At 61.0% G+C, this 25723-nt stretch carries 17 protein-coding genes and 1 pseudogene; 10 read left to right on the top strand and 8 right to left on the bottom strand.

All coding sequences use genetic code 11. The features are described 5' to 3' along the window. Window positions 1-114: 114 nt before the first annotated feature. Window positions 115-1011: an alpha/beta fold hydrolase gene (locus JS46_RS14220; RefSeq protein ID WP_033752435.1), complete on the bottom strand. Its 897-nt coding sequence runs from the start codon at window positions 1009-1011 to the stop codon at window positions 115-117. 284 nt (window positions 1012-1295) lie between these two features. On the opposite strand from JS46_RS14220, the gene JS46_RS14215 reads away from it, so the two are divergent. Continuing rightward, complete coding sequence (locus tag JS46_RS14215) at window positions 1296-2615, top strand: MFS transporter (protein ID WP_033752432.1); 1320 nt, start codon at window positions 1296-1298, stop codon at window positions 2613-2615. Here the strand turns inward: JS46_RS14215 and JS46_RS14210 are convergent. The 5 genes and pseudogenes from JS46_RS14210 to JS46_RS14190 all read right to left on the bottom strand — a co-directional run bounded on the left by JS46_RS14210 (window position 2612) and on the right by JS46_RS14190 (window position 7858). Next, window positions 2612-3589, bottom strand: a complete 978-nt coding sequence (locus JS46_RS14210) for a spore coat U domain-containing protein (protein WP_033752429.1) — start codon at window positions 3587-3589, stop codon at window positions 2612-2614. The genes JS46_RS14215 and JS46_RS14210 overlap by 4 nt on opposite strands. Then, window positions 3586-6036: pseudogene (locus JS46_RS22925) on the bottom strand (fimbria/pilus outer membrane usher protein). The gene JS46_RS14210 and the pseudogene JS46_RS22925 overlap by 4 nt, the downstream one beginning before the upstream one ends. After that, entirely contained in the window at window positions 6037-6726 is a 690-nt protein-coding gene (locus tag JS46_RS14200) for a molecular chaperone (protein ID WP_200879038.1), read from the bottom strand. Between the two features lie 24 nt (window positions 6727-6750). Then, window positions 6751-7239 carry a spore coat U domain-containing protein gene (locus JS46_RS14195; RefSeq protein ID WP_235213006.1) on the bottom strand — a complete coding sequence of 163 codons (489 nt, stop codon included), beginning with the start codon at window positions 7237-7239 and terminating at the stop codon, window positions 6751-6753. A gap of 49 nt (window positions 7240-7288) precedes the next feature. Next, window positions 7289-7858, bottom strand: coding sequence for a spore coat protein U domain-containing protein (locus tag JS46_RS14190; protein WP_033752425.1), 570 nt, complete (start codon window positions 7856-7858; stop codon window positions 7289-7291). A gap of 537 nt (window positions 7859-8395) precedes the next feature. Here JS46_RS14190 and JS46_RS14185 point away from each other — a divergent pair. The 5 genes from JS46_RS14185 (at window position 8396) to JS46_RS14165 (ending at window position 18458) form a co-directional block, all read left to right on the top strand. Continuing rightward, entirely contained in the window at window positions 8396-10441 is a 2046-nt protein-coding gene (locus JS46_RS14185) for a bifunctional diguanylate cyclase/phosphodiesterase (RefSeq protein ID WP_033752422.1), read from the top strand. Window positions 10442-10596: 155 nt separating this feature from the next. Continuing rightward, complete coding sequence (locus tag JS46_RS14180) at window positions 10597-12720, top strand: bifunctional diguanylate cyclase/phosphodiesterase (protein WP_033752419.1); 2124 nt, start codon at window positions 10597-10599, stop codon at window positions 12718-12720. A 148-nt stretch (window positions 12721-12868) separates the two neighbouring features. Continuing rightward, a complete protein-coding gene (locus JS46_RS14175) occupies window positions 12869-13474 on the top strand; it encodes a cupin domain-containing protein (RefSeq protein ID WP_033752414.1) in 606 nt (201 codons plus the stop codon). A gap of 74 nt (window positions 13475-13548) precedes the next feature. Beyond that, the gene (locus JS46_RS14170) at window positions 13549-15273 is read left to right on the top strand and encodes a lysophospholipid acyltransferase family protein (protein WP_033752412.1); all 1725 of its coding nucleotides are present in this window, start codon (window positions 13549-13551) and stop codon (window positions 15271-15273) included. A gap of 323 nt (window positions 15274-15596) precedes the next feature. Further along, on the top strand, window positions 15597-18458 hold the full coding sequence (locus JS46_RS14165) for an EAL domain-containing protein (RefSeq protein ID WP_033752411.1): 2862 nt from the start codon (window positions 15597-15599) through the stop codon (window positions 18456-18458). Here the strand turns inward: JS46_RS14165 and JS46_RS14160 are convergent. Then, window positions 18455-19519, bottom strand: coding sequence for a LacI family DNA-binding transcriptional regulator (locus tag JS46_RS14160; protein ID WP_033752409.1), 1065 nt, complete (start codon window positions 19517-19519; stop codon window positions 18455-18457). The genes JS46_RS14165 and JS46_RS14160 overlap by 4 nt on opposite strands. Before the next feature lie 237 nt (window positions 19520-19756). Here JS46_RS14160 and JS46_RS14155 point away from each other — a divergent pair, with 237 nt between their 5' ends. Both JS46_RS14155 and JS46_RS14150 read left to right on the top strand, forming a co-directional pair. Beyond that, window positions 19757-21067, top strand: coding sequence for an MFS transporter (locus tag JS46_RS14155; protein WP_033752406.1), 1311 nt, complete (start codon window positions 19757-19759; stop codon window positions 21065-21067). Window positions 21068-21077: 10 nt separating this feature from the next. Further along, window positions 21078-23438, top strand: a complete 2361-nt coding sequence (locus tag JS46_RS14150) for a TIM-barrel domain-containing protein (protein WP_033752403.1) — start codon at window positions 21078-21080, stop codon at window positions 23436-23438. Window positions 23439-23630: 192 nt separating this feature from the next. On the opposite strand, the gene ftnA is transcribed toward JS46_RS14150, so the two are convergent. Beyond that, complete coding sequence (ftnA, locus tag JS46_RS14145) at window positions 23631-24140, bottom strand: non-heme ferritin (RefSeq protein WP_033752399.1); 510 nt, start codon at window positions 24138-24140, stop codon at window positions 23631-23633. Window positions 24141-24583: 443 nt separating this feature from the next. On the opposite strand from ftnA, the gene JS46_RS14140 reads away from it, so the two are divergent. Next, window positions 24584-25255: a nucleoside recognition domain-containing protein gene (locus JS46_RS14140; RefSeq protein WP_033752397.1), complete on the top strand. Its 672-nt coding sequence runs from the start codon at window positions 24584-24586 to the stop codon at window positions 25253-25255. Beyond that, on the top strand, window positions 25245-25718 hold the full coding sequence (locus tag JS46_RS14135; RefSeq protein ID WP_033752395.1) for a YjiG family protein: 474 nt from the start codon (window positions 25245-25247) through the stop codon (window positions 25716-25718). The genes JS46_RS14140 and JS46_RS14135 overlap by 11 nt, the downstream gene beginning before the upstream one ends. Window positions 25719-25723: the final 5 nt, after the last annotated feature.

The raw sequence follows: 25723 nt of genomic DNA, 5'->3' as shown, positions 1-25723 counted from the left end.
AGAGTTGCTGTGGTTTATTCTGGCACCGAACGTCCGCTTTTCGCTCATAGCGGACATCGGCCTGCGCGTCAGCTTGCCTGGTGCCAAAAGCGGTGCTTGCGCCCTGAACATCCTTTATTCATTTAAAAATGCCTTAACCGCACTGGTGAACCGTTCTGGCTGATCAAGCATCACAAAGTGAAAACTGTCATCAATGCGCGTGAAACGGATATGCGGTGCAGAGGCATAGGCCTGACGGTACATCGCCTCTACGCGGGTTGCCGGTATGCCAAATAAGGCGTCATACGCATAGACGATCTCCATCTGCGCTTTGATACGGCCTAGCTCGGGACGCAAATCGGTCACCATCAGTTCATACACGGCATCCGCAACGGTTTTGCGATCGGAACGGATGCTCGCCGCCACCAGTGCGGGCCTCACCGCCTCGGTCATGGCTAAACGGGCTATGGATGCTTTCTGGGACGCTTCGAATTGCTCCGGCGACTGCTGCAGCAGCCAGTCCCGCATAGGGGCGGCATGCCGCTCAGCCGTTTCGCTGGTCGCCGCAGGATCAATCATCAACGTGTAGAACGGTAAAGCATCGACAATCATCAGGCGACCGACCAGGTTGGGGTAGCGCGCGCCCAGCATCAAGGCTATCTCTCCCCCAAGAGAATGGCCAATAATCGCCGGTGCGTTGATGTGCTGGGTCTGGATATAGTCTGCGATGGCCTCAGTTGCCGGCGCGATGACCTTTCCCTCAGGGTTGGCAATGGCTGGCGTATTCGCAAAGCCCGCAAGTTCTACCAGATGAATGCGGTGTTTCTTACGTAATTCTGCGGCTAAATCGGCCCAGACTTCGCGCGACGACGCCAGCCCGGGAATCAAAATGACATCCGTTCCTGCGCCTTGCGTCTGTACAGAGATACGCTGCGCGTGAGGAGCGGGCGGGGTAAGAGGCTGAGCTGCGGTTGCCGAGAATATGAGTGACATAAATAAAAGCGTTTCTCCGAACATGGCACGGATATGCATGACATTTCCCTGTTAAGTTAAGCTGTTTAAGCCACTGTGTATCGCTATTGTGCCTCTTCTGTCACCTTTCCCGTTATACCTGCTTATCTGATACGTCGCTTTGTAGACTACCTGAAGGCAGAGTCAGTCAGCGCGGACAGGTGAAAAGGTGAATCCTGCTGCATAATTGCAAGGTTAATTGTTTGTTACTCTTGGTTTCATAATTGTAAAGTGAAATGGTGAGGTTAATCACGTTATTCGCGCCTCGCTCAGGCTAAAACGGAGAAAAAACGCAGGAAGCCACTATGAGTCACACTCCGTCTTTACAAAAGCCTCAGGGCAGCGCCCGAACTATCTTCAACGTTACCAGCGGTAACTTCCTTGAAATGTATGACTTTATGGTGTTTGGCTACTACGCCACCGCCATAGCGAAAACCTTCTTCCCTGGCGACGATCCATTCGCCTCTCTCATGTTGACCCTGATGACCTTCGGCGCCGGATTCCTGATGCGGCCGTTAGGGGCGATCGTGCTTGGCGCCTATATCGACCATCATGGCCGCCGCAAGGGGCTGCTGCTGACGTTAGGGCTGATGGCGATCGGCACGCTCACTATCGCGCTGGTGCCGGGCTACGCCACGCTGGGCGCCGCCGCGCCGATTCTCATCCTGCTTGGCCGCCTGCTGCAGGGCTTCTCCGCCGGCGTCGAGCTGGGCGGCGTCTCAGTCTATCTGGCCGAGGTGGCGCCAAAAGGGCGCAAAGGCTTTTTCGTTAGCTGGCAGTCGGGAAGCCAGCAAATTGCGGTTATCTTCGCCGCGCTGCTCGGCCTGCTACTCAACCATCTGCTGGCGAAAGAGGCGGTGACGGAGTGGGGCTGGCGTATTCCCTTCGTTGTTGGCTGTATGATCGTGCCCTTTCTGTTCTGGGTGCGCCGCATGCTGGAAGAGACCGAAGCCTTCAGCCAGCGCAAACAGCATCCGACCATGCAGCAGATTATGCGTTCGCTGGCGAGCAACTGGGCGCTGGTGCTGGCGGGCATGTTGATGGTGGTCACCACCACCGTGATGTTCTATATGATCACCGCCTTTACGCCTACCTTCGGCAAAACCGTGCTGATGATGAGCGATAAAGAGAGCTTTCTGGTGACGCTGTGCGTCGGCGTCTCCAACCTGATCTGGCTGCCGCTGATGGGCGCGCTGTCGGATCGCATCGGCCGCCGTCTGCTGTTGATTACCTTTACGCTGCTGATGATCCTCACCACCTGGCCGGTGCTGCACTGGCTGGTGGGATCGCCGACCTTCGCCCATCTGATGGAAGCGGAGCTCTGGCTCTCGTTCCTCTATGCCAGCTATAACGGCGCGATGGTGGTCTATCTGGCAGAAATCATGCCTGCCGAAGTGCGCGCCTCAGGCTTCTCGCTCGCCTACAGCCTGGCAACTGCATTGTTCGGCGGCTTTACGCCCGCCATCTCCAGCTATCTGATCCACGCCACCGGCGACAAGGCGATGCCCGGCGTCTGGCTCACCTTCGCCGCCGTTTGCGGCCTGATCGGCACGCTGCTGATTGGCCGCATGGTCAGGCAGTATCGTGCGCGCCACAGCGGCGCGACCGCCGGCGCCTCAATCTAAAACGACAGGTCCACCACCACGCTGTCCGTGTAGTTCCCCGCGGGCGGCGTGTTTTGCGTGGTGAGGATGCGCGCGGTATAGCTGTAGCCGCGCGTCAGCCCGTCCGTGCTCACGCTGGTGGAGCTGGCGCTGCTGTAGCGCTCGGTGCCGCTCGGCCCCCAGCGGTTGCTGCTGGTTCCCTTGTAAATCTCATAGCTTAACCGGTTAGTGCCGCTCGCCATCTGACGCTGCGTGCCGCTAAGGTAGTTACCATTGCTTAACCCTACCGTGTAGGTGCTGCCTTTGCTGCACACCACGTTAATCGTCTGCGACACGGCAGAGAAGCTGCCTACCAGCGGCGCGCTGCCGAAGCTGATATTGGGCGCGGTGATAGTGGTGCAGTCGTTGGTGACCACCATGGTGACGGTAATGGGGATCACGCCGCTGCCGGTCTGCGGCGACAGGCAAATGTTGCCGACGCCGACGCTAGTGCAGATGTTATAGGTCACCGCCAGGTTCAGCGTGGTGGTATAGGTGCCGGCGGCCACCGTCTGGCCCGGCACGCTGCGCAGGTAGACCGGAATGGCGAAGTTAAGACTGCCTAACAGGCCGGCGAGATTAACCAGCACCGACTGGCTGATGACGTAGGCGGCGGCGCCGATGGTGAGCTCGGTGGCGCAGGCGCTGTCGATGCAGAGCTGCACCGGAATATTATCGGTGCCGGTGTCGCCGCTGCGCTTGAGCGTGCCGCGCGTGCCGTTGACGTTGGTGGCGCCGGTCAGCTGAAAGGTGATCTGGTTATTGCCCAGCAGCGAGAGCGAGGAGCCGGACCCGCAGTTAACGTTGGCGTTGGTCGAGGTCGCCTGCGCCGTGCTGTTGACCACAAAGGTCGTCACCGAACCAAAGCTGGCGGTGGAGGCGGGCAGGGCGCAGGCGGCGCGCGACAGCGTCGGGAAAAGCGCCATCAGCGCCAGCAGCAGCAGGATTTTTTTCATGGAATAATCCCTGAGGTGAAGTTATCGGCACTGGGCACCGGCGCGCCTGCTGGCCTGGGCGGCAGCGGGCAGGTAATGGGGCCATAGGTTTTCAGCGCCTGCGGCTGGCCGCTGGCGATGGTCAGCTCGGCGCTGCAGGTGCGGCCGTCCGGCGTGGCGACGCGCATCGGGTTGCGGGCGCGCAGGTTTTCCAGCCAGGCGATGCCGTCCCAGCCGACATATTCAGTTGCCTGGCCTTAGCGCAGCACCTGGCTGGAGACCGGCAGCGGCTGGCCGTCGGCATCCTGCAGGATCACGCTGGCGGCGCGCAGCTTCTCCACCGGAAAGTGCAGCAGATAGCCGCTCTGGCGTTTCACCGCGAAGCGCTGTTCAACGTTGGGCGTCGTCATATCGGCGGGCAGGTCGAGCGTGTCGATATCGTACTTCGCCGGATAGTAGCTGCTGATCGAGGGCACCAGCAGATAGCCGTTGCGGTCGGTGCGCCCCATTGACTGGTTTTCATAGCGCACGTTGACGTCGGGATAGCTGGTTTTCACCACCACGAAGGCGTCGTTGATGGCGTTGGCAGCGAAGGTCTGATTGTCCATCAGCACCAGCGAACCGGTGAGATCCGCCCACTGAGTGTTGTAGTCGTCGTCACCGTAGAAGCCCGCCGAGGTGTCGATTTTGTTATTGCGCCAGCGCAGGCTTCCCTGGCGGTAGTCGCCGCTGTCGCCGCCCTGATTAGCCCAGGAGGCGTCCCAGGCGAAGCCGCCGTCGCTCGGCATTGAGCGCGACAGGTAGAGCCGCTGATTATTTTCGCCCTGCTGGTCGCGCTCCATGCTCACCGAGGCGCTGCCGTGCTCGCCGAACGGGATCACCAGCGAAATCGCGCCGCTCCATGCGCCCTGCTCCTGATCGCGGCTGGCGGAAACGTAGAGGCTGGAATTGCCCCACAGGGTTTTGCTCCAGGAGAGGTTGAGCAGCCGCGTATGCTGGCCGTCGCCGCCGCTGATATCGATATAAGCGGCGCCGAGGCTGCCGTACTGGCTCAGCGACAGGCTGGCGTTGTACTGGGCGCTGCGGCGCGCCAGGCTATAGGTGGTATTGCTAGTGTCGCTGTTGCCGGTGCGGCTGCTGAGCAGCGCGAGGTTGCCGAAGTCGCGGCTGCGCAGAATATGCTGCGTGCCGATGCTGAACCAGCTGTTGTTGTACTGGTAGCCCCAGCTGTACTGCGTGCCGGCTGCGCCGCTCATCTGGCTTTGCGCCGCCGCGCCGTTCAGCACGCCGAGGCTGCCGACGCGAAACATCGCGCCCGCGCCGCCCATCGCCAGGCTGTCGCTGCCTTCGGCGTGGGTTTCCAGCGTCAGCCAGTCGGCGACGCCGTAGCGCAGCGAGCCGCTCGCCGCCGCCTCGCCGTAGTCGAAATTGCGGATGCCGTAGTTGTCGCGAAACGCGCCGGCGGAAAAAGAGTAGTCGCTTAGGCCCGCTTTCAGCAGCGTGCTGGAGACATAGAAGGGCAGCGTCGTCGTGACCTGACGTCCCACCGCGTCGGTCGTGGTGATCACCGCATCGCCCGCGCCGTTGACGAAAGGAACGTTGGTCAGCGACCAGGGACCCGGCTGCACGTTCGCCTGGCTGGATCGGTAGCCGTTGATAAAGAGATCGACGGTGGAGGGCACCGCCGCCTGGCCGGAGAAGGCGGGCAGCGGATAGGTCACCAGATCGGGCCGCACGCTGAAATCGCGGCCGACCTGTATCCCGCCGAGACGCACGCTGTTGCTCCAGCTCAGCGCGTCGGTGGTGAGATCGCCGACGCGCCAGCTGACCGCATTGTTCTCATCCTCGTTGCTCCACCAGGTGTCGTAGCGGATATAGCCGTCATCCTGCGCGGGGGCGCGGCCCTCAATCTGCTGCTGCCAGACGCCGTTGCTGGAAAACTGGCCGGCGGAGCCGAAGAGGCGCAGTTCGTTCCAGGCGGAAAGCCGGGTGCCCGCGTTGGTGGTGCGCGTGGCGTAGAGGTCGTAATTGAACAGCGCGCCGGTTGTGGCGCGTCCAGGGTAGCGCGGCCCGTTCTGCGCCTCGCCGATCACCTGGCCGGGGAGCCAGGCGGGCGGCACCGTCAGCAGCAGCCGCTGGCGTCGATCGTCGTAATCCGCTTTGACGTCGGGCCACTGGCTGACGTCGACCTGCTGCGGGTCGGGCAATTTCTCCGCGGGAATGCCGACGCGCTGCAAATCGCCGGCGCGCACCAGCAGGCGGCCGTCGCGCCGCTCTACCGGCACGATAACGCCGCTTTCGCGCTGGTTGATCACCAGCTCCAGCATATAGCGCTGACGATCGCTGCTGCTCTCCTGCGACGGCGGCGGCGGCAGCGACGAAAAGGTCTCCGCCAGCGCGGCGGCCGGCGTCAGACAGGCGCAAACGCTGGCCACCGCCAGCGCGCAGGGGTGAAGTGCGCGCGGCATTTAGCGGCTGGGCGCGCTGCGCCACGCGCCGGCGTTGGTGTCTGCCGTCATCTGGCCGCTAAGAGGAGTTTTCAGCGGCCAGCGGTTTTCGCTGCGCGCCAGCACGTAGCCGAACAGGCCGTCGCCCAGCTTGCGTCCGCCGACGGTGACGTTGCTGAGGCGCGCATGGCCGCTGCCGCGATTGGCGATCAGCAGCCAGGATCGGCCGCCTTCGCTCACCTGCCGCCAGCTTAAATCCGGTTTTGCCCCGTCGCGCGTCAGCCCGTCGCCGTAGACGAACAGCGGCACCGAGTAACGCATCTGAAAATTCAGGCCCGCCTGGTTTTCGCCCGGCGTGCGCGGCGTCGGGATCTCATCGAGCACCACGCGGTACGCCAGCTCCTGGCCCGCGCCGGGCGGCGTCTGCTTGATCAGGCGCACCAGCTGCTTTTTCCCCGGCTCAATGCGCACCAGCGGCGGACTGGCGACGATGCTCTGCTGCGTGGCGTACTGCTCTTTGCCGCCGACCTGCTGCCAGCTGAAGATACGCACCTGCATCAGCGTGGTGACGCTGCCGCGGTTTTCCAGCCACAGCTCGCTCGCTTTCTCCTCCGGATTGATGGCGGGATCGATTGGCCAGATCATCAGCGAGTTTGCCGCCTGGGCGCTGGCCGCCAGCAGGGAAACAAAGAACAACAGGGCGCGCATCATCAACTTTCTCCTTTAAGCATGCGGCTACCAGCTCAGCGTCACGGTTAGCGTGTCGGTGTAGACGCCGGCGCGCGTCGGGCCAGGCAGCTGCAGCAGGCCGTAAATCGGCAGCGTAATGTTATTGGCATTGCTGTAGCTCAGCGCGACGGCGCTGTTCACCGGGATCGCGGTGGTATGGCTGGCGTTGGTATAGAGGGTGTAGGGCACAGTATTGGTATTGCTGGTGTGCTTCAGGTTGCGCGTGGTGGTGTAGTTGCTGCCGCCGCTGATGCTCATGCTCAGCGTCGTGCCAGGGGTGCAGGCGAGCGTAATAGCGGCGCTCTGCACAAAACTGGCGCTGACGCTGTTGCGGGCAACGCCCGACTGCGAGCCGAAATCAAGCGTGCCGAAAACCCCGGTATTGGTACCGGAGACGACGCAGCCCGCCACGATGGAAGCCGAGACTTGAAACGTGCTGGTGGGCAGGCTCCAGGCGCTAAGACTTCCTGTCAGCAGGGGCAGCGCGTAGATCAGCCTGCGCAAAGCGCGCGGCGCAGCCACCCGGGTGCTCCTGACCGCGCGATCAGTAATTCACGGCGACGTTAATGGTGTCGGTATAGGTGCCTGCCGGAATCAGCGGGTTGAAGCCGCCGCCTACGACGCGACCGTAGATGGCGTAGTTGGTGCCCAGCGTCGGATCGGTGGTGCCGCTGGGCGCGATATTGGTGTTATTGGCGATAGCGGTGGTAAAGGCCGCGTCGCTATAAAGGGTGTAGGCGATCCCCTGAGTATTGTTGGAGCCGAGGATCAGGTAGCGCGGCTGGCCGGAAACGGTGCCGTAGATGGTGGCGGGCGCCGCGTTGCTGCTGGTCACCTGCACGTTGAAAGTCTGGCCGGTGGTGCAGCGCACGTAGATGCCGTTGCCGGACGCGCCGACCAGCGTGGCGTTAAGGGTATCGAAGGTCGCCGCGCTGCTGCCGAAGTTCAAGGTACCGAAGTTAACGCCGGTCGTGGCGGACTGGCCGTTCACCAGACAGCCGGTAGTCAGCGTCAGGGTGGCGTTGATCGTCCCTGTGGTGGTGGCGGCAAATGTCACAGCAGGGAGTGCCGAGGTCAGGCCCGCAGCGGCAAACAAAAAAAGCTTGAATTTCATAATTAATCCTTACCGATTATTCAGAGTCAGTGCTTTTTTGCCCGGTGATTAATTATTAAATCAAACAAAGTTTAGTAACTGCGGCCCCGGCAAAGCGGGAAATGGCGCCTCATCCTGAGGATAATCTTAGCTTTGAGCTAAGGGTTTTTTATAAATTTTACTTAATATAGAACAGCGCGCAAGCGCCGGTGAAGCGATAGCGGAATTTTTCCTTAATCAATTGGCATTTCAGGCCGATAAACCTGTAATACCAATACCTTGGGTTAAAGAAAAAAAAAGCAAAGCGCGGGGTATTTTGCCCTCTACCGCCGCCTCGTTAACAGTGATATGTTCATACATTAATCAGGTCCAGTTACCCTTTTAGTTACCATGCCAGGAAAAGTCTTAATCACGTCCCGCCCGCATCGGGACAGCGCTAATCGGCCCTGAAAATAATAAACTGCACGGCTGACCACTTTTTTATCCGTCTGTTTTTTTTGGAATCTTTGTTGATTACAACACAGCGCCTGCTCACAGGCAGGCTGTGGGGAGCTACACATGCTGTTGGTCACCTGGGATAGCGTCCTGGTCGGCGTTTCGCTGATCGTCGCTTTTATCGCCGCGTTTACCGCGCTGGACACGGCAGGGCGCGTCGCGGTATCGCACGGCTGGATAGCGCGTTTATGGCTGCTGGCCGGCGGCATGGCGATGGGCATCGGCATCTGGGCGATGCATTTTATCGGCATGCTGGCGATGATGATGCCGATGCGCTACGACGTGAGCCTGACGGTGCTGTCGCTGCTGGCGGCCTGCGTCGCCTGTATGCTGGCGTTCGCGCAGACTCAGCACGGGCATTTTAGCCGCCGACGCTGGCTGGCGGGCAGCGCCATGCTCGGCAGCGGCATCGTGGCGATGCACTACACCGGCATGCTTGCGCTGATGATCTCGCCCGCGCTGCACTGGCGCTTTTCGCTGGTGGCGCTCTCCGTCGCCATCGCTTACCTCGCCTCCGCCGCCGCGCTCTGGCTGGCGTTTCGTCTGCGCCAGGGCGAAAAATATCTGCTGACGATGCGCGCGCTCGGCGCGCTGGTGATGGGCGTCGCCATCGCCGGCATGCACTACATCGGCATGGCGGCGGCGCAGTTCGACCGCCACAGCGTGCCGCTGGCGCAGGGCGTTAGCGGCCAGGGGCTGGCGGTGTGGGTCGCGCTCGGCACGCTCTCTATTCTCGGCTTTACGCTGCTCGCCTCGATGCTGGACGCTCAGCTGCGCGCCGCGCGTCTGGCGCAGCGCCTTAACCAGGCGAATCAGGAGCTGCATCAGCTGGCGATGCACGACAATCTCACCGCGCTGCCCAATCGCGTGATGCTGGAGCAGCGGCTGGACGTCGCGCTCAGCCAGACAACGCGCGATACGCCGGGCTTTACCCTGATGTATATGGATCTCGACGGCTTTAAGGCGGTCAACGACACCTGGGGTCACTACGTGGGCGATCGCCTGCTGATAGCGGTCGCCGATCGCCTGCGCCGCCAGCTCAGCGACGAAAAAATATTGCTGGCGCGCCTCGGCGGCGATGAGTTTGTGCTGCTGGCGCAGGGCAACGAGAGCCGGCAAGCGGCGGCGCTGGCGCAGCGGCTGGTCAATACGATTGACGAGCCGTTCGAGCTGGATCGCTACCTGCTGCGCGTCTCGCTCAGCGTCGGCGTCGCGCTCTGTCCGCAGCACGGTCGCAGCAAGCAGGAGCTGATGTTCAACGCCGATTCGGCGATGTACCACATCAAGCACAGCGGGCGTAACGGCTACTGCCTGTTTGAGCCGGCGATGAGCGCCAGCGCGCAGCATAAGCTGGCGCTGGCCAACGACCTGTGGCAGGCGCTGGAGCGTCAGGAGATGCAGCTGTTCTACCAGCCGAAGTTCCGCTCCAGCAGCAGCGAACTGATCGGCTTTGAAGCGCTGCTGCGCTGGCAGCACCCGACGCGCGGCCTGCTGATGCCCGATATTTTTCTGCCGCGCGCCGAGAAGACCGGACAGATTGTCGCGCTGGGCAACTGGGTGATTAACGAAGCCTGCCGCCAGCTCAAACAGTGGCACAGCGACGGGCACCCAAACTGGACGGTGTCGGTTAACCTCTCGGCCCTGCAGTTTCACCAGCGCGATCTGCTGGAGACGGTGCGCCAGGCGCTGCTGCGCCATCAGCTGCCGGGCGGCTCGCTGACGCTGGAGATCACGGAGAGCATCGCGATGCGCGATCCGCAGTTCAGCCAGCAGCGCATCAGCGAGCTGCAAAAAATCGAGGTCAGAGTGGCGATCGATAATTTCGGCATCGGCTACGCTAACCTGCTGCACCTGAAACACCTTGAGGCCAGCGAACTGAAGATCGACCGCAGCTTTATCAATAGCCTGCGCGCCGACAGCCAGGACGCCACCGTGGTGAGCGCGATGCTGGCGCTGGCGCAGACGCTTAACCTGCATATGGTGGCGGAAGGGGTCGAAACCGAAGAGCAGCAGACGCTGCTGACCCGGCTGGGCTTCGACGCTTTGCAGGGCTATCTGCTGGGTAAACCGACGCCGGCCGATCGCATCGCCGACTTCGCCACCGTCTGACGATAGATTTTAACGCTCACAGGCATCGGAAGCTTTCATCGTGGCAGGCTAATTACCCTTTGCCTTTTGCCGATAACCTGAGCAGATAATTCATCCTTGTGACTTTTTCATTACAACACCACGGCTGCGATTTTGCGCTTTAACGGGACTTCACTATGTTAGTGACCTCATACGATTCGTTTACCGTCATCGTTTCCATTCTCGTTGCGATGCTGGCGTCCTTTACCGCGCTGGATATGGCGGGCCGCGTCGCCACCTCGACAGGAAAAGTCGCGCTGATATGGCTGTTCGGCGGCGGTTTCGCCATGGGCGTCGGCATCTGGGCGATGCACTTTATCGGCATGCTGTCGATGACCATGGAGATGGTGATGAGCTACGACGCGTCGCTCACCGGCGTCTCGATGGCGATTGCCGTTATCGCCTCGATCTTCGCGCTCTGGCTGGTCTGCCAGGGCGAGCTGCCGCTAAAAAAACTGCTGGGCGGCGCGCTGGTGCTGGGCAGCGGCGTAGTGGCGATGCACTATACCGGCATGGCGGCGCTGATGTTCTCGCCGGGCATCAGCTGGAACTGGGGCTGGATTGCGCTCTCGGTAGTGATTGCGCTGGTGGCGTCGGGCGCGGCGCTGTGGCTGGCGTTCAACCTGCGCGACGGCACCACCGGCCGCACCACGCTGCTGCGCGTCGGCGCGTCGGTGGTAATGGGATGCGCCATCGCGGGCATGCACTATACCGGCATGGCGGCGGCCAGCTTCCCGGCGCACAGCCATGCCGGCTCGATGGGCGTCAACAGCAACTGGCTGGCGATTCTGGTGACGGTGGTAACGCTGGCGATCCTCGGTATTACGCTGCTGGTGTCGATGCTTGACGCGCGCATGCAGGCGCGCACCGCCATTCTGGCGCGCTCGCTGGCGGAGGCAAACCGCGAACTGGCGCAGCTGGCGCTGCACGACAACCTGACGCGCCTGCCGAACCGCATTCTGCTGGAGGATCGTCTAGAGCAGGCGATCAATAAGGCTAACCGCGAGCGCACCCAGTTCGCCCTGATGTTTATGGATCTCGACGGCTTTAAGGCGGTGAATGACGCCTTCGGCCATCACGTCGGCGACAGCCTGCTTATCGCCGTCACCGAGCGCATGAGCGAGCAGATGAAGGGCTACTATACGCTGGCGCGGCTGGGGGGCGATGAGTTTGTGCTGCTGATCGATATTAACGATCCCAACGACGCCGCCACGGTGGCGGACACGCTGGTGAAGGCTATCGAGCGTCCGTTTGAGATCTCCCGCTACGAGCTGATGGTTTCGCTGAGCATCGGCATCGCCGTCTATCCGGGCGACGGCAACGACGAGCGCGAGCTGATGTTCAACGCCGACGCCGCCATGTACCACACTAAAAACAACGGCCGCAACGGGCATAACTTCTTTCAGCCTTCGATGAATACCCTGGCGCAGAGTCAGCTGCAGCTTAATAACGATCTGTGGCACGCCCAGGAAAATCACGAGCTGCGGCTGTTTTACCAGCCGAAATATTGCGCGCCGCGCGGCCCGATTATCGGCTTTGAAGCGCTGCTGCGCTGGCAGCATCCGACGCGCGGCCTGCTGACGCCCGATATCTTCCTGCCGCTGGCGGAGAAGACCGGGATGATCCTGAATATCGGCTGCTGGGTCATTAACGAAGCCTGCCGCCAGCTGCATGAGTGGCGTCAGCAGGGGCACACCAACTGGTCGGTCGCGGTCAACCTGTCGGCGCTGCAGTTTGAGCAGAGCAATCTGGTAGAGACGGTGACCGAGGCGCTGGCGACGCACGCCATTCCGCCCGAGCTGCTGACGCTGGAAGTGACGGAAACCACCGCGATGCGCGATCCGGACGAGAGCGTGCGCATCCTGACCGAGCTGACGCGACTGGGCGTTAAGGCGTCGATAGATGACTTCGGCACCGGCTATTCGAGCCTGCTCTATCTCAAGCGCCTGCCGGCCAGCGAGCTCAAGATCGATCGGGCGTTCGTTAACGAACTGCAGCATCAGACCGAAGACGCCACTATCGTTTCCGCCATCGTCGCGCTGGCGCAGTCGCTGGATCTCAAAGTGGTGGCGGAAGGAGTAGAGACCGCCGAACAGCAGGCTTTTTTAACCGGCTTAGGCTGCAATACCCTACAGGGATATCTGCTGGGCAAGCCCGTTCCGCCGGAAAAGGTCGAGGAGCTGCCCGATTTCGCGCCGGAACCGGAACAGAAAAAAGGCGTCTTGCCGTCGCCTGCGCTCTGCGCGGCGCTGCCGGGATAAGCTGACCGCACAAAGTAGCAGGATTGTTGCTTAGTTATTTGTGTTTGGTTAGCAAAATCATGCTTTTATGGCAGATCTGCTGGCGGGCGCACATTGCAACAATCATCAGGTTTGCCACAATTAGCGGAAAGCTACCCGGAGAACCTGTATGACTGCCTCTTCTTCCAGTCTGATGTTGCTGATGTCCTTCGCGGCGGGCACCTTTGCCGCCGGCTCGTCGAATAATCCGCAGCATCTGATGCTCGCCAGCCCGTCGGGCGGCGTGCCAAACAATCCTCTGCCGCTTATTATCTGGCCGCGCGTGGCGCTGGATGAGGCGCACGAGGAGGAGCCCGATCTCGCCGGCTGGTTCGAGCAGACTTTTGCGCGCAACGGCTGGCCGCCCTCATGGCGTTACGACATTTTTCCCTATACCCACTACCATCCCAATACGCATGAGCTGCTGGGCGTGGCGCAGGGCTGGGCGGAAGTCCTGTTCGGCGGCGACACCGGCCGTATGGTGACCCTGCGCGCGGGCGACGCGGTGCTGATCCCGGCGGGCGTCGGCCATAAGCAGGTCTATGCCAGCGAGGACTTTATGGTGGTCGGGGCCTACCCGGAGGGCTTTGCGCCAGAGACCAACCGCGACGAGCCGGCCAGACTGCGCGCGGCCGAGCAGCAGGTGAAGCAGGTGCCGCTGCCGACGCGCGATCCCTTTACCGGCAAAGAGGGCGCGCTGACCGATATCTGGACGCCGATCGCCGACCATTTCTGACCTGCGCCGCGTCATAAATTTGAAAACAACTCACCTTATTTTTGGCGTCATCATCGTCGAAAATAAGGCGCGTTATGTTCTCTGTCGATCAGGTTGTCGAACGCTTCTGGCCGCAGGCTCAGCCTGCAGGCTGGCAGCGTCGTGTGCTGCGCTGGGCGCTGCATGAAGAGGAGTTTCAGCGCTTCGCCGCGCGCTACCCGCATCTGAAAGGGCTGGATATGGTCGAGCAGATGCTGGAGCACCTCGACGTGCGCTGCGAGCTGAGCGAGCGCGATCTGGAGCAGATCCCGTCGCGCGGGCCGGTGGTGATCGTTGCCAATCATCCGCTGGGGGCGCTTGACGGACTGGCGCTGCTGGCGGCGGTGGCGCAGGTACGGCGCGATGTGAAAATCGTCGCCAACCGCATGCTGATGATGCTGGAGCCGCTCAGCACGCTGCTGCTGCCGGTGGACAACATGGGCAACCGCACCAGCCGCGACCAGCTTCAGCGCATGCAGCAGCACCTTAGCAACGACGGGGTGCTGATTATTTTCCCGGCGGGCGAAGTATCGCGCCTCGGCAGCCGCGGCGTGCGCGACGGCCGCTGGCATCACGCCTTTCTGCGCCTGGCGGCGCGCGCCCGTGCGCCGCTGGTGCCGGTTTTCGTCGACGGGCGCAACAGCGGCCTGTTCTACGCGGCGGCTAAAATCGCCCAGCCGCTGGCGCTGCTGATGCTGGTGCGCGAGATGTTCCGCCAGCGCGGCTCGCGCATCAAGCTGCATATCGGCGCGCAGATCCCCTTTGCGCACTGGCATGACGGCCATACGCCGGGCAAAGCGCTGGCGAAGCGGCTGCGCAAACACCTTTATCGCATCGGCCAGCAGCGTCCCGGCCTGTTCCAGACGGAAAAAGCGATCGCGCGCGCCGAAGATCGCGGCGAGCTGAAGCGCGCGCTGCGCGAGAGCGAGCATCTCGGCACCACCAGCGACGGCAAGCAGATTTACCTGTGGCGGCGCAACGGCGCCACCTGGGTGCCGCTGCTGCGCGAGCTGGGAAGGCTGCGGGAGATCGCCTTTCGCGCAGTGGGTGAGGGCAGCGGCCGCCGCCGCGATCTGGATAATTACGACGACGACTATTATCACCTGATCCTGTGGGACGACGCGCAGCTGGAGATCGTCGGCGCCTACCGCTTTATTCCCGGCGACGAGCAGCTCGCCAGACGCGGGCTGGAGGGCTTTTACAGCCACAGCCTGTTCCACTACGACGAGCGCATGATGCCGATTTTGCAGCAGAGCATCGAGCTGGGGCGCAGCTTTATTCAGCCCGCCTACTGGGGCAAGCGCGGGCTCGACTATCTCTGGCTCGGCATCGGCGCGTATCTGGCGCGCTACCCGCAGACGCGCTACCTGTTCGGCCCGGTCTCTATCTCCGGCGGCATGCCGCTGGCGGCGCGCGATCTGCTGGTGGCCTTCTACCGCCTCTATTTTCCTACCGAGCTGCCGCTGGCGACGTCGCGCCAGCCTTATCCCGCTTCGCTGCCGGACGTGCTGGCGCAGTTCAGCGGCGGCGACTATCAGGCGGATCTGCGCAGGCTTAAGCAGCTGTTGAGCAACCTCGGCTGCGCCATCCCGCCGCTTTATAAGCAATATTCCGAGCTGTGCGAGTCTGGCGGCGTGCAGTTTATCGATTTCGGCAGCGATCCCGACTTCAATCACTGCATCGACGGGCTGGTGCTGGTGGATCTTACGCGGCTAAAAGCGTCGCGCTACGACCGCTATATCGCGGTGCATCAGGAAATGACGCAGAAGGCGTCAGGCTAAAGCGCGCGCCGCTGGCGTGCGCCTGACGCCTCATCGCCTGTAGCGCGCTACCCGGCGCGCTTAAGCCCAGCGTTTAGTGCTGGGCTTTGCGTGCATTTTGATTTTTAACTGCTTATCCTTCACCGCCAGATTCCCCGCACTAACATAAGCGCATTTACAGTTGAACATTTTCTCGCCGCTGCCGATAACTCACCTACTAACTTTCGTGTTCCGCTCATTTGTACTTGTCAAAGCAGGTGGTTTCAGATGTAGTCGGGTCGTCATTAAGACCATTCTTAAATTTTTGGGGCAATTTCAGGCAGCGCAGCAACAGGCTAATAACAATGGATAAAAATGCTGATGTTATGTATCGGTTACTGGTACAGAGCGTGATCGACTACGCCATCTATATGCTGAAACCAGACGGCACGGTCGCTAACTGGAACGCTGGCGCGCAGCGGACGAAAGGCTACACGCCGGATGAGATCGTAGGTAAGCATTTCTCGCTGTTTTACAGCGAAAGCGACCGCTTAAACGGCGTGCCGCAGCGCGGTCTGGACACCGCCGCGCGCACCGGCAGTTTTGAAACCGAAGGCTGGCGCTACCGCAAGGACGGCAGCGCATTCTGGGCGCATGTGGTCATCGACGCCATCCGCGACCCATACGGCGAACTGATCGGTTTCGCCAAGATTACGCGCGACTGCACCGAGCAGCAGGCGCAGCAGCGCAAAGAGCGCGAGCAGGAAGCGCGCTTCCGCCTGCTGGTGGAAGGCGTCACCGACTATGCCATCTATATGCTGGATCACGACGGGCTGGTAGTGAACTGGAATGCCGGCGCGCAGCGCGCCAAAGGCTACGTGGCGGAAGAGATCGTCGGCCAGCACTTCTCCCGCTTCTACAGCGTCCAGGATCGTCAGGCGCATATCCCGGAAAAAAACCTGCAAACGGCGTATCGCACCGGCCGTTTCGAAGACCAGGGCTGGCGCTACCGCAAAGACGGCAGCGCCTTCTGGGCGCACGTCATCATTGACGCGGTGCGCGACGACGGCGGCAAGCTGATCGGCTACGCCAAGATCACGCGCGACTGCACCGAACAGCAGGCGATGCTGCGCGCGCAGCGTGAGCAGGAGGAGCGCTTCCGCCTGCTGGTGGAAGGCGTGACCGACTACGCCATCTATATGCTGGATCTGAAGGGCTGCGTGGTGAACTGGAACGCCGGGGCGCAGCGCGCCAAAGGCTACCTTGCCGAGGAAATCGTCGGGGAGCATTTCTCGGTATTCTACAGCGCGCAGGAGCGCTTGCTGGGCGCGCCGGACGCCAACCTGGCGATTGCGCTGGCGAACGGCCGCTTCGAAGATGAAGGCTGGCGTTACCGCAAAGACGGCAGCGCCTTCTGGGCGCACGTAGTGATTGACGCTATCCATAACGACGAAGGACGACTAATCGGCTTCGCCAAAATCACCCGCGACATCACCGAGCGCCGCGAGCAGGAGCAGAAGCTGCTGCGTGCCAAAGATCTGGCCGAAGCGCAGAGCGCGAAAATGTCGGCGCTGTCGAAATTCCTCGACAATATCATCGCCAATATTCCCTCTTGCGTGGTGGTCGAAGACGCCGTTACGCGCGAAATTCTGCTGGTCAACGACCGGTCGGAAAAGCTGTTCGGCGTCTCGAAAGCGCTGCTGGTCAACAAAAAGCCGCACGAATGCATGTCGGCTGAACTCAGCGACTACTTTAACAGCCTGGCGGATATCGCGCTGCGCAGCGAAGGCATTCACCAGCGTGAACAGCAGCTGCTCACCGCCAGCGGCGAACGCATTCTGCATACCCGCGCCACCATCATTCGCGGACAGGACGCGCGCCAGAACTATATTATGCTGCTTGTCGAGGATGTCACCGACCAGCGCGCCGCCGACGCGCGCATTCACCATATGGCGCATCACGACAACCTCACCAGCCTGCCGAACCGTATTCTGTTCCGTCAGCGGCTGAGCGAAGCGCTGCGCGGCGACAGCCAGAGCGACCGCCACACCGCTACGCTCTGCCTCGATCTCGACAACTTCAAGAACGTTAACGACGCGCTCGGCCACCAGATCGGCGACGAACTGCTGCGCGCGGTGGCGAAACGCCTGCGCGCCGCGCTGCGCGATCGCGACACGCTGGCGCGCATCGGCGGCGACGAGTTTGCCATTGTGCTGCCCGCTATCGGCAGCGCGGAAGAGGCGGCGCTGGTCGCCCAGCGGCTGATCGAAGCGATACGGCCGCCGGTCAATATCGAAGGCCATAACCTGAGCGTCGGCCTCAGCGTCGGCATCGCCCTGAGCGCGACCATTACCAACACGCCGGAACAGATGCTGCGCTGCGCCGATATGGCGCTCTATGAGGCCAAGCGCAACGGGCGCAACCGCTACGAGCACTTTACGCTGGAGATGGACGACGTGGCGCGCAGCCGCCGCCTGATCGAGAACGATCTGCGCGAGGCGATCGGCAGCCAGCAGCTTAAGCTCTACTATCAGCCGATTACCGACGGCGCAGCGGTGCAGTCGATTATCGGCTACGAGGCGCTGATGCGCTGGCATCATCCGGTGAAAGGGCTGATTATGCCGAACGACTTTATTCCCATCGCGGAAGAGAGCGGGCTGATCCATATGCTTGGTGCCTATGCGCTGTTCGAAGCCTGCCGCGAGGCGACTACCTGGGACGGCAAGCAGTCGGTGTCGGTCAACCTGTCGCCGCTGCAGTTTAAAAACAGCTCGCTGGTCTCGGTGGTGGAGGCCGCGCTGCGCGACTCCGGTCTGGAGCCGAGCCGGCTGGAGGTGGAGATCACCGAGTCGGTGCTGCTCGACGACTCGCTCGGCAATATCCGCACGCTGGAGAGCCTGAAGAAACTCGGCGTGCAGATTGCGCTGGACGACTTCGGCACCGGCTACTCGTCGCTCAGCTATCTGCGATCTTTTCCGTTCGACAAAATCAAAATCGACAAATCTTTTATCAGCGATATGGGCGACAGCCGCGAGGCGCTGGCAATTATCCGCGCCATTACCGGCATGAGCCGCAGCCTGGATATTCAGATTACCGCCGAAGGCGTGGAGAGCAGCGAACAGTTCGCGAAGCTGCGTGAAGAGGGCTGCACCCTGTTCCAGGGCTACTACTTCGGCCGCCCGCAGCCGTCGGAGCTGCGGCTGAAGGCGCTCTCCGGCCCGACCTAATCGTAGAGGCCGTGCTGCTGCACCGGCGCGTGGCTGAGGTTGTCGCGGATGCGGCGCACCGACTCGCGCACCACCAGCTTGCCGTGCAGCAGCAGGGTGCCGGGCAGCGTCTGCGCGTTCAGGCGCATGCTCTGCACCATGCGCACCGCCTCTGCGCCCAGCTCATCACGCGGCACCTGCACGGAAGTGAGCGGAATGTCGTGAATGGCGGCGAGATTGAAGCCGTCCATGCTCATCACCGAAACATCCTGCGGCACGCGCAGTCCGGCCTGCTGCAGCGCCTCCACCGCGCCGGCGGCGATGTAGTCGCCGCTGGCGAGAATCGCGGTAGGGCGTTGGGCGTGCGGGCAGTGCTTCAGATATTCGCTCAGTCTCTCCGCCGCCTCGATCCGACTGAAGCTGGTGAGCGTCAACAGATGCTGGCGGCTGTCGAAGCGCAGGTTCATGGCGTGCCAGGCGTCGCGCACGCCCTGCAGACGCTGCTCCATGGTGTAGCGGCGCAGGCAGTGCAGCGACAAAATCTGGCGGTGCCCCTGCTCAAACAGGTAGCGGGCGGCGCTTTCGCCGATCAGCTGATGATGCGGCGAGACCGAAGAGAGCCGCATACGGCGATCTATCGCATTGATCAACACGCAGGGCTTATCGATCTCCGCCGCGAGCTGGTGGATATGATCGTCGTCGATCCCGACCAGCAGCGCGGCGTCGGTTTGCTGCATCTTCTCCAGAAACAGCGCCGTGTCGCTCTCATTCTCTTCCAGCGCGCAGTAGCGTAAACGCACCTCGTGCGGGGCGATCGCCTGGGCGATGCCCTGAATCACCTTGTAGTAAAAGATATCGCTGCGCACGTCGAACGCGCGGGGCGGCGCGAACACCATCAAATTATTCAGCAGCAGGCGGCCGCTGTGCAGGTTATCCAGCACGCCCTGCTGCTGCGCCACCGCCAGCACTTTATCGCGCGTGCTGGCGCGAGTATTGGCTTTGCCGGCCAGCACGCGCGACACAGTGCTGATCGAGACGCCGCTCAGCGCCGCAATTTCGCTGATTTTTAGCCTTTGCTTCATTTTGTGATCGTCCTCAAATCTGCTGATGAAAAAATTTTCATTGCGTGCTGAATCGCGTCAGATAAGGCAGGTAAGCTGCTTTAAACGCGCCAAAAAGTTTGCCATGAAAAGGCTTGCAAAAAAGAGGCTATACCGACGTTTCGCGCTTTTTAAGGTGCCAGACAGGTTCACGCAGTACGCCGGAGGGCGGTGTGAAGGATCAAACCGGCCGTTAAAAGCCTGCACAGGAGCTGACAAATGAGCCTTGAATCAACGACTAAGCCAATCGGCGCCGCGCGAACGCTGCGCGCCGTTAAAAATCTTCGCTGGTGGATGCTGGGACTGTTTCTACTGGGCGTGACGGTAAACTATGTGACGCGCAATTCGCTCGGCATTCTGGCGCCGGAGCTAAAAACCAGCCTCAATATGAGCACCGAACACTACTCCTGGGTGGTGGCGGCGTTTCAGCTTGCCTATACCCTGTTTCAGCCGCTCTGCGGCTGGCTGATCGACGTCATCGGCCTGAAGATGGGCTTCCTGATCTGCGCGCTGGTCTGGTCGGTCACCTGTCTGCTGCACGCCGGCGCGGGAAGCTGGCTGCATCTGGCGCTGCTGCGCTTTGTGATGGGCGCGTCGGAGGCGGCGGCCACGCCCGCCAACGCCAAGGCGATCGGCGACTGGTTCCCGAAAAAAGAGCGTCCGGTCGCCGCAGGCTGGGCGGGCGTCGGCTTTTCGGTCGGCGCGATGCTGGCGCCGCCGATCATCTATGTGGCGCATATCACCTTCGGCTGGCAGGGCGCGTTTCTGCTCACCGGCGGCCTGGGGCTGCTGTGGGTCGGCCTCTGGTGGTGGGGCTATCAGTCGCCGGAAAAACATGCCCGTCTCTCTGACGAAGAGCGCGCCTGGATTACGCAGGACAACGAAGCCGTGGGTGAAAAGCTGCCGTTCTTTCAGGCGCTGAAAACCATCGGCAAAGAGAAGAAATTTTACGGTATCGCCATTCCGGCGTTTCTTGCCGAGCCCGCCTGGGCGGTGCTGAGCTTTTGGGTGCCGCTCTATCTGGCTAACGAGCGCGGCATGGATCTTAAGCAGATCGTGATGTTCGCCTGGCTGCCGTTTCTCGCCGCCGATCTCGGCAGCGTCGCCAGCGGCTACCTGACCAAAATCTACGTGAAGTGGTTCGGCCTGACGCGCGTCAACTCGATCGTCGCCAGTTCGATCACCGGCGCCGTGCTGATGATCTCGCTGGCGCTGATGACCCTCGTTAAAGATCCTTATCTGGCGATCGCCCTGATCTCGATCGGCGGCTTCGGCCATCAGGTGATCTCCTGCATGCTCAGCGCGCTGGTGGTAGAGCGCTTCGATCGTCGCCAGATGGCAACGGTTAACGGCATGCGCGGCTCCTGCGCCTGGATCGCCAGCTTTATCTTCTCTCTGATTATCGGCGTCACCGCCGACACCATTGGTTTTAATCCGCTGTTCGTCGCCATGGGCTTTTTCGACCTGGTGGGCGCGATTTTCCTGGTGATGTTTATCGCCGAACGTCGGCAGCGCAGCGTGGAACAATAAGGACACCGTTATGAAAACCCTGAAGAACTGGACGCTGAGTCAGCACGCCGATCATTTTGTCGAGCTGAAGGTGGATAACCGCCATCTGCTGCGCCTGTATGTGCTGGAGTCTGGCCTGATGCGCGTGCTGCTGAAGCGCGACGGCGAGCTGGCCCTGAACCGCACCTGGAGCATCGCGCCAGGGGATGACGTGCCCTGGGAAGGGCGCGATCGCGAATCCCTCGACGGGTTCGGGCTGCCGGGCTTTCAGCTGGAGCACGAGGCGAACCAGCTGCGCATCAGCACCGACCGGCTGCGCGTGACGGTGCATCATCCGCTCTGCCTGAGCTGGGAGCATTATCATCAGGGGCAGTGGCAGCCGCTGGCGGCCGATCGCCACACCGGCGCCTATTTGCTGAACGCGCACGGCGACGGCGTAGAGCACTATCAGCGTCGTCTGCCGCAGGATCGCGTCTACGGCCTCGGCGAAAAGAGCGGCGACTTGAACCGCAGCGGCCGCCGCTTCGAGATGCGCAATCTCGACGCGATGGGCTATAACGCCGCCAGCACCGATCCGCTCTATAAGCACATTCCCTTTACCCTGACGCAGCGCGACGGCGTCAGCTTCGGCCTGTTCTACGACAACCTGAGCAGCAGCTGGCTCGATCTCGGCAACGAGTTGGACAACTACCATCTGCCGTATCGTCGCTACCGCGCCGAAGCGGGCGATCTCGACTACTACCTGATGCTGGGACCGAAGCTGCTGGACGTCACTCAGGCCTTCGTGCGCCTGACCGGCCGGACTATTTTTCAGCCGAAGTGGAGCCTGGGCTACAGCGGCTCGACCATGCACTACACCGACGCCCCCGATGCGCAGCAGCAGCTGCAGGGCTTTATCCGCCTCTGCCGCGAGCATGAGATCCCCTGCGACTCGTTTCAGCTTTCGTCGGGTTATACCTCGATCAACAACAAGCGCTATGTCTTTAACTGGAACTACGACAAGGTGCCGAATCCCAACGGCATGAGCGCGGCGTTCCACGCGGCGGGCATGAAGCTGGCGGCCAATATCAAACCCTGCCTGCTGCAGGATCATCCGCGCTATCAGGAAGTGGCGTCGCAGGGGCTGTTTATTCGCGATTCGGAGCAGGATCGCCCCGAGCGTTCGGTGTTCTGGGACGATGAAGGATCGCACCTCGACTTTACGCATCCGCAGGCGGTGCGCTGGTGGCAGGAGAACGTCACCGCGCAGCTGCTGGAGAAGGGCATCGACGCGACCTGGAACGACAACAACGAATATGAAGTGTGGGACGGTGAAGCGCGCTGCCACGGTTTCGGGCAGAGCATCGCCATTAAACACATTCGCCCGGTGATGCCGCTGCTGATGATGCGCGCTTCGCTGGAGGCGCAGCAGCGCTTCGCGCCGGAGAAGCGGCCCTATCTGATCTCCCGTTCCGGCTGCGCCGGGATGCAGCGCTACGTGCAGACGTGGAGCGGAGATAACCGCACCAGCTGGCAGACGCTGCGCTACAACATCCGCATGGGACTGGGCATGAGCCTTTCGGGCTTGTTTAACGTCGGTCACGACGTCGGCGGCTTCTCCGGCGACAAGCCGGACGCCGAGCTTTTTGTGCGCTGGGTGCAGAACGGCGTGATGCATCCGCGCTTCACCATCCACTCCTGGAACGACGATCACACCGTGAACGAACCCTGGATGTATCCGGAGGTGACGCCGCTGATCCGCGAGGCGATTCGTCTGCGCTACCGCCTGATGCCCTATCTCTACACGCTGCTGTGGCAGGCGAGCGCGCAGGATGAGCCGATGCTGCGTCCCACTTTCCTCGATCACGAAGAGGACAGCGAGACGTACCGGGAAAACGACGACTTTCTGCTGGGGCGCGATTTGCTGGTGGCCAGCGTGGTGGAGGAGGGCAGCCGCGAGCGCGAGGTCTATCTGCCGCACAACGCTCACGGCTGGTATGACTGGCACAGCGGCCAGTGGCTGGCGGGTGGCCAGACCGTGACGCTGGACGCGCCGCTCGATCGCTTGCCGCTGCTGGCGCGCGCCGGTTCCGCCATTCCGCTGGGACGCTGCGAAAGCACCACCGATGCGCGGCTCGACAGCGTGCGCGAACTGCAGCTGTGGCCTGCGCCGGGCGAAGCGCGCACCGAGGGCGAGTTTTTCGACGACGACGGCGAGAGTCACGGCTGGCGGCAGGGCAATGCGCTCTGGGTGCGCTGGGCGCTGATCAGCAGCAGCGATCGTCTTGAGCTGACGCTGGAGAAGCGCGGCGACTATCAGCCAGCGTGGCGTGAGATTGAGGTATTGCTGCCTGCTGGCGAGCAGCGCGAGCTGTGGATCAACGGCGAGAAGGGCGGGCGGTTTAGCTTGTAAAAACGAAGAAGAGATGTTTGCGAGCGAGGCGCGAAAGCAGGTGAGATGGCCCGATCGCAAAGTCGCTTTACGCATCCCTGCTCGCTCGGCCCGCGACATCCCTGTCGCGGGACGCTTTGCTCTTCGGGTCATCTCACCCGCTTATTGACTTTTTATGCTGTCTGTACGCCTTTAAAGGCAACAACAGAGGTACTAGTTAGCGACGTGGCTTTCCGCATTCATACGCGCCAGATCTTTATCGATCAGGAACAGGCCTTCGCCTTTGTTGCCCACCAGCGCCAGCTTATCCAGTACGGTTTTGAACAGCTTCTCTTCTTCGTGCTGCTCAGCCACGTACCACTGCAGGAAATTAAAGGTGGAGTAGTCGAGAGAAGTAATGGCCGCATGCGCCAGCTCGTTGATCTTGCGCGTAATCAGCTTCTCGTGCTCCAGCGCCTGCTCCAGCAGCTCCGGCAGCGAGTTATAGGCGACCGGCGGCGCGGCGATAGAGCCCAGCACCGGCATCGCGCCGGTGTCGCTCAGGTAGTCGAACAGGCGCTGCATATGCTCCATCTCTTCGCGGGAATGCTCTTTCAGAAACGCCGCTGCGCCTTCCAGACCTTTATCGCTGCACCACGCGCTCATCTGTAAATAGAGATTCGCGGAGAAAAATTCGAGGTTAAGTTGATCGTTAAGACGAGCGGTCATTTCAGCAGTCAGCATGAGCGATTCCTTTATAGAAGCAGAATAAGTAAACAGGTGAGAAGTGGTGAATTATGCACCATGAGGCGTAGCGAAAGATAGTTTTTTACTTAAAAATCACATTTTATCTAATTGATTTAAATAGAATTATTTAGCTATTTGAATGCGAGCGATTATCATTTCTCGATCAGTTGCGCTTCGCACTACGTTAGTGCGAAGCATTTGCGCGCTGATGGTGCAGCGCGGCTTATTTCCGGTTGCGATGCAAAAAAAGAGCGATATTCGCCGCGTCAGGCTGCCGCTGAAAAATATAAAACGGTGCAGATTTAATCGATTATTTATTTAAAAGCCAAAGAGAGGAAAACTTTATTTTCAAAAGAGACGTTATGCGGCGGCTGGCATAAATCCTGCAACCGTCAGAGTTCCATATATCGCAACTGATAAACTATTCGCAGGGAATAACCATGTCTGAAGAAAAAATAACGCTGACAGGCGAACGGGTTTCAGCCAGCAAAGGAAGTTATCTGGCGCTGATTGTGGCTATCCTCTTTTTTTCAGGATTGCTCTACCAGGTCGACGGCTTCCACTGGCTGGGCGCCTTTGACTTTACCACGCTCGGCGGCAGCTTCGGCACCATGAAGGATCCGGCCAGCAATACCTTTCTCGGCGCGGGCGGACTGAGCGCCAAAGCGGGCTTTCTCTTCGCGCTCTCGCTGACACCGACCGTCATGTTGGCGCTGGGCGTGCTGGAAATCTTTACCCACTACGGCGCAATGCGCGCGGCGCACAAGCTGCTGACGCCGCTGCTGCAGCCGCTGATGGGACTGCCGGGGCGCTGCGGGCTGGCGCTGATCACCGATCTGCAGAGCACCGATGCGGGCGCCGCGCTGACCAAAGAGATGTACGACCGCGGACAGGTAACGAAAAAAGATATTGTGGTAATGAGCGCCTGGCAATATTCCGGCGCAGGATTGATCAATAACTATTTTGCTATCGGGTCGGCGCTGTTCGCCTCAATGACGCTGCCGATTATTATTCCGCTCGCCTTGATGTTCGTTCTTAAATTTGTCGGTGCGGCGCTGACGCGTTGTGTGTTAAACAGTGTTTATAAAAAGGATTTCAGCGATGGAAAATAACGGCGCGGTAAAAAGCAGTCACAACCCTTTTGATATTTTTGTCACCGGCGCGCGCAAAGGTTTTCATATTGCCATTCATAACCTGATGCCAAACGTAGTGATGGCCTATGTGCTGGCAGAAGCGCTTAATTTACTCGGTATTATGCCGTTTCTCGGCCAGCTGTTCGCGCCGGTGATGGGGCTGTTCGGTCTGCCGGGCGAAGCGATTACCGTACTGCTGACCGCCTGGCTCTCCTCTTCAGCCGGTACCGGCGTAGCGGTAAGCCTGCTGACCAAAGGGATACTGACCGGCGCGGATGTCACTATTCTGGCGCCCGCCATTTTCCTGATGGGATCGCAGCTGCAGTACATGGGCCGCCTGCTGGGCGTGGCCGACGTGCCGAAAAAATACTGGCCGCTGCTGATGCTGGTAAGCGTTATCAATGCGGCGATCGCGATGTTCGTTATGCGTCTTTTTGTTTAGGAGAG

Source organism: Pantoea sp. NGS-ED-1003 (assembly GCF_000738765.1).
GTDB classification, from domain to species: domain Bacteria; phylum Pseudomonadota; class Gammaproteobacteria; order Enterobacterales; family Enterobacteriaceae; genus Pantoea; species Pantoea septica.
This window is presented reverse-complemented; position numbering and strand designations above follow the sequence as displayed.